We start from the raw sequence: 5,059 nt of genomic DNA, 5'->3' as shown, positions 1-5,059 counted from the left end.
GACACCCCAGGGCCCTCGCCCCGCCACCGGTTGCGGGCCGTGGGCCGGGACGAGGTCGTGGACATCACCGACTTCCTGCCGCCGGGCGCCACCTGGCTGCCCGCTCCCCAGCACGCCCTGCCGACGCTGCCGGGCCGGCCGCCGATGATCGGCTACCTGGTGCTCGTACCGGCCGACCAGCAGCCGCCGGTACTGCCGTTCGCGGTCGCGGACGACACCGCCTCCGCCTCCGTCGAGGTCGGGGACGAACTGATCCACGTCGACACCGCGCAGCGCACCGCGCGGGTCGACGGGCGGCCGCTCGACCTCACCTACCTGGAGTTCGAACTCCTCGCCCATCTGGTCGCGCACCCGGGCCGGGTGCACACCCGCGACCAGTTGGTCACCACGGTGTGGGGCTACGGACATGTGGGCGACGGGCGGACCGTCGACGTCCACATCGCCCGGCTGCGGCGCAAGCTCGGCGCGGAGTTCCGTCAGTCGATCCAGACGGTGCGGCGGGTCGGGTACAAGTACACGCCGCCGCTGGCCCGTTGACGGCGGATCCGCGCCTCGGAGCCCGGTGGGGGGCTCCTGAGCGCGGATCTCCTGGCCGCGATCTTCTGAGAGCAGTTCCGTGCCGTGGCGGCCGCCCTGCGGGCAGAGTCGGCGGTATGAGACTTCTGATGCTGGTTGACATCCTCCCCCTCTTAGAAGAGGGAGATTCCAACCCATATGGGCTGAGGTTCACGGACGCTCGACCGCTGGTTGGGCGGTGTCGCCCCTCCGGCACCGGCTGTCCGCCGGGGGCGGGGGATCCCGCCCTGTCCTGCCGCGATATTGATACTGGCGTTGGTGTCCGCGTTGCAGGTGAAGCCGCAGAAGGAACAGACGAACCCGGCTTGGCTCTTGCGCGAGTTCTTGTCGATCCATCCACAGGCACTGCACCGCAGACTCGTGTAGGGGGCGGGAACGTCCTCGACCCGACCGGGGGCCTTGTGCCCGGTGCGCTGCCGCAGCAGACCCCAGCCCTGGGCGAGGATCGACCGGTTCAGGCCGGACTTCTGCGCCACCTGCCTGCCCGGCCGCTCCACGGTTCCCTTCGCGGAGCGGGTCATCGACTTGATGTTCAGCTTCTCGAACCGGATGAGGCCGTAGGAGCGGGCGAGCATGGTGCTGGTCTTCTCGCACCAGTCCTTGCGCCGGTTCGCCTCCCGTGCCCTGAGCCCGGCCACGATCGCATGCGCGGCCGCCTTGGCAGGGCTGCCTTTAGGGGCCCTGGCCGCCCGCCGCTGGTGTTTGCGGATCTGGGCGCGCTCACGAGTGGTGAGCTGGGGGCAGTTCAGTGTCCGGCCGTCTGAGAGGGCGGCGGTGATCGTGACACCCCGGTCGATGCCGATCACCGTGTCCGTGCCCGGCCCCTCGACCGGGTCGGGAACGACCGCGAAGGCGATGTGCCACTGCCCGTTGCGGAAGGTGACCCGGTACGTCTTCGCGGCGGGCAGTTTCGCGCCCTTGCCCTGGGCGCTGAGGCGGAAGCGGACCCACCCGCAGCCGGGCACCTTCACCTGCGCCCAGCGCCGGTTCAGCCTCTGCACGACCACCGAGCGGCCCATGACCTGCCTGCCGGTCCTCGCGTTCAGCTTCGCCGACCCGTCCGCCTCGCATTCCGGCACGCGGTCGGTGCCGATGACCCGGAAACCCTCGTGCACATGCTTCCTGCGCCAGGTCGGCTCACCGAACCCGGACGTGAAGCGAGCGTTCCTGGCCCGGGCGAAGTCCTTCAGCGCCTGCTGCTGCACATCCGCATTTCCCGCACCCAGCCACGCGTTCTCCCGCCGGGCCTCGGTCAACTGACGGCACTGCTCCGCGAAACCAGGCGCGGACCTGCGCCCCGGCCTCCAGTACGTGTGCTGCTCGACGGCAAGGTTCCACACGTATCTCGCGTGCGCGCAGTGCGTGAGCATCTGCTCAGCCTGCGCGCGCGACGGATACATCCGGAACCGTGACATGCCGCGAACCTAGACACCCCGTTCCCCTCCCGCGCACCTCTTCGACCAACATCACCCAGGAGAGTGACCCCTCACCCGCCTTGCCCCCCGGCCCGACCAGCCTCCGGTGGGTCTGGACCCAGCCGTGGAGGCGAAGGTGCTGGGGCTCCGAGGGCGGGTGCGGTTCGGCGGCAGAACGGGCAATCGGGGTGTGGGCGGCGGTTCTCGCGTATCTTGACCAGGGCCGCCGAAACGCTCCCTTCACGGACCCCACCCGGGGCCCGCGCCGCGCACACGCCGTAGACGGGCGACAACTCCCGGTGGCCCATGGGGCGTTGAAACCAGTTTGTCCCACGAATCTCTCATCAATTTCTGAGTCGTCTGAACACTCCTGGGACTCGCCGCGTACTTGATGGAGCCGCTTCACTCCTGTCGGGCGCCTCGATGCCCCGCAAGGAAGTCAGAGGAGTTCCATGGGACGCAACACACGCAAACGACGTTCGCCGCTGGCCGTCCGGGCCATCGCCGCATCCGCGGCGCTCGCGGTCGCGGGCGGCGGCCTGGTCTGGGCGAACTTCTACGCCTCAGCGGGTGAGTCGAAGTCCGGTCAGAACAGCACGCTGGCCTCCGCGCAGGTGGCCACGATCGACTGCCCGGACGTCGGTCAGCAGCTGACGAACGTGCCCCAGCGGGCGCGCCAGGGTGTCGCCAAGGAGCTGGCGCTGCTGGACCAGCAGATCACCGAGGCCTACAAGCGCCTCGCTGACACGCGCCAGGCCCAGGCGGGAGACGCCGGCTTCGTCAACAACGCCATCATCGGCCCGCTCCAGTCCAAGCGAGTCGCCACCCTCGACCGGATCGGCATCAACATCCGGAACGCGGGCGGGCAGGTTCCGCAGGGCATGGACCAGCTCGCCGGCTGCAAGGGCGTCGCCGACCCGAACCAGACCAACGCGGGTGGAGGCCAGGACCAGGGCGGCAACAACGACGGCCAGGACCAGAACCAGGGCGGTGACGGCCAGAACCAGGGTGACGGCCAGAACCAGGGCGGCGACGGCCAGAACCAGGGTGACGGCCAGAACCAGGGCGGCGACGGTCAGAACCAGGGTGGCAACGGCCAGGGCGGCAACGGTCCGGTCGCGGGCGACTTCATCGACATCAACCAGGTCCAGCCGAACGGCGGCCCGAAGGGTGTCGGCGGCAACGGCCTCGCGGCCAACGGTGACGGCGGCTCGACGGGTACCTTCACCACCAACTGCGGCACCAACGAGAACGAGCTCCGCAACTCGGACAACGTGATCGTGGCCCCCGGTGTCAGCAACGGTGCCCAGCACCAGCACGACTACGTCGGCAACCAGAGCAACAACGCCTTCGCGAGCGACCAGGACCTGGCCAACGCGCAGACCACCTGCCAGAACCAGGGCGACAAGTCCTCCTACTTCTGGCCGGTCATCCGTCTGCAGGACGGCACGAACGACATCGACGCCAACGCGCCCGGCGGTGGCCAGGACGGCAACGTCGGCAAGATCGTCGAGCCGAGCCAGGCCGAGCTGAAGTTCGTCGGCAACAAGCAGGGCGACGTCGTCGCGATGCCGACCGCGCTGCGCATCATCACCGGTGACGCGAAGTCCTTCGTGAACGGTCTGAACAACGCCAACACGAACTGGAGCTGCACGGGCTTCGAGGACCGTGTGGTGACGGACAAGTACCCGATCTGCCCGCAGGGCAGCTCCGTGGTCCGGACGTCCTTCTTCCAGAGCTGCTGGGACGGCCAGAACATCGACAGCGCCAACCACCGCACGCACGTCGACTTCGTCGAGCAGGACGGCAGCTGCTCCAACGGCTTCCAGGCCATCCCGCAGCTCCAGGTCCGCCTGGTCTACGACATCCCGGCCCCGTCCGTCCAGAACGGGCAGCTGCAGAACGCGTACGCGATCGACTCCTTCCCGGACCAGCTGCACAAGGCCATCACCGACCACAACGACTTCATCAACTTCTTCGACGAGAACACGATGAACCAGGTGGTCGACTGCATCAACAGCGGCCAGGACTGCCAGTAGTCCTGAAGCAGTCACAGTCATCCTGAAGCGGTGACGAGGAAGCCGGCGGTGGGATTCCCACCGCCGGCTTTCGTTTTCCCTCGCGGTCGGTCAGCCGCTGTGGTTGCCGTTGTTGTGGCTGCCGCCGGGGTTCATGTGCTCGGACCCCTCCTGCACCTCTCCGCCGAGCGTGCCCTGCAGCCCGCCCACCGTCTTCTTCTCCCCGACGGCGACCCACTTGCGGCCGACGAGGTAGTAGCCGCCGTAGTCCTTGGCGCCGGCCAGCCATTCCGCCTGGCCCCGGTCGGTGGCGAAGGTCGCGAGGACGAACTTGCCGTCGAAGTCGCCGTCCTTGTTGGTGCAGAGGGCCTGCCGGATGGTGTCCGCGTCGGTCTGCATGTCGGGCTTGCAGCCCACCTCGCCCGCGATGTGCTCCAGCGTGCCCGTCGCCGTCTTCGGGACGGCGGCCTCGGCGTCGTCGCCCGAGCCGCAGCCGGTCAGCAGCAGCAGGGCGGCGACCGTGCCGGCCGCGCTCCCCGCAAGGCTCTTCCTCGTCAAACTCATCCGTACCTCCGGGTCCATTCAGGCGACGTGAACTCGCCAGCTCCGTGCGCACCGTTGTTCACGGACGGTCGCCCAGTTAGCGTGCCGCCACTGTCGACACAGGGGGCACACAGACATGAACAGTCCGTCGCGACGCACGGTGCTGGGCTCGGCCGGTGTCATCGGCCTCGGAACCTACCTGCAGTGGTCGGCCCCGGCCCACGCCGCAGAGAGCCCCGGCGAGGGCCCCGCCTTCGATACGGCTCCCGCGCGCTCCGCGCTCAATCGGCTGCTGCCCGGCCACGCCGGACAGTTCCGGCTCAGTCTGCTCGACCGCAGCGGCACCGTCGACCGCTTCCGGGTCACGGGCACCACCGGGAGCATCCGGGTCCAGGCCACGACGCCCGCCACCCTGCTCATGGGCGTCCACTGGTACCTCAAGTACGTCTGCGGGGCGCACCTCGCCTGGAACGGCAGCCAGCTGGACCTGCCCAAGCGCCTCCCGGC

5 protein-coding genes are annotated in these 5,059 nt (G+C 69.0%); 3 read left to right on the top strand and 2 right to left on the bottom strand.

Features of this window, described 5'->3' with window-relative positions; genetic code table 11:
• Window positions 1–537, top strand: a 537-nt coding sequence (locus tag P1P70_RS40450; RefSeq protein ID WP_319246852.1) for a winged helix-turn-helix domain-containing protein, incomplete at its 5' end; no start/stop codon positions are given.
• Between the two features lie 152 nt (window positions 538–689).
• Here the strand turns inward: P1P70_RS40450 and P1P70_RS40445 are convergent.
• Entirely contained in the window at window positions 690–1,991 is a 1,302-nt protein-coding gene (locus tag P1P70_RS40445) for a transposase (protein WP_319246850.1), read from the bottom strand.
• A gap of 452 nt (window positions 1,992–2,443) precedes the next feature.
• Between P1P70_RS40445 and P1P70_RS40440 the strand changes: the two genes are divergently transcribed.
• On the top strand, window positions 2,444–4,030 hold the full coding sequence (locus P1P70_RS40440) for a DUF1996 domain-containing protein (RefSeq protein WP_319246849.1): 1,587 nt from the start codon (window positions 2,444–2,446) through the stop codon (window positions 4,028–4,030).
• A 90-nt stretch (window positions 4,031–4,120) separates the two neighbouring features.
• On the opposite strand, the gene P1P70_RS40435 is transcribed toward P1P70_RS40440, so the two are convergent.
• A complete protein-coding gene (locus P1P70_RS40435; RefSeq protein ID WP_319246847.1) occupies window positions 4,121–4,573 on the bottom strand; it encodes a hypothetical protein in 453 nt (150 codons plus the stop codon).
• A gap of 115 nt (window positions 4,574–4,688) precedes the next feature.
• On the opposite strand from P1P70_RS40435, the gene P1P70_RS40430 reads away from it, so the two are divergent.
• A partial coding sequence (locus P1P70_RS40430; RefSeq protein WP_319246845.1) for an alpha-N-acetylglucosaminidase N-terminal domain-containing protein occupies window positions 4,689–5,059 on the top strand: 371 nt, incomplete at its 3' end.

It is taken from the genome of Streptomyces sp. MB09-02B (assembly GCF_033794485.1).
Lineage (GTDB): Bacteria > Actinomycetota > Actinomycetes > Streptomycetales > Streptomycetaceae > Streptomyces.
Note: the sequence above shows the minus strand (reverse complement) of the source record. Positions and strands in the feature narration are given on the sequence as shown.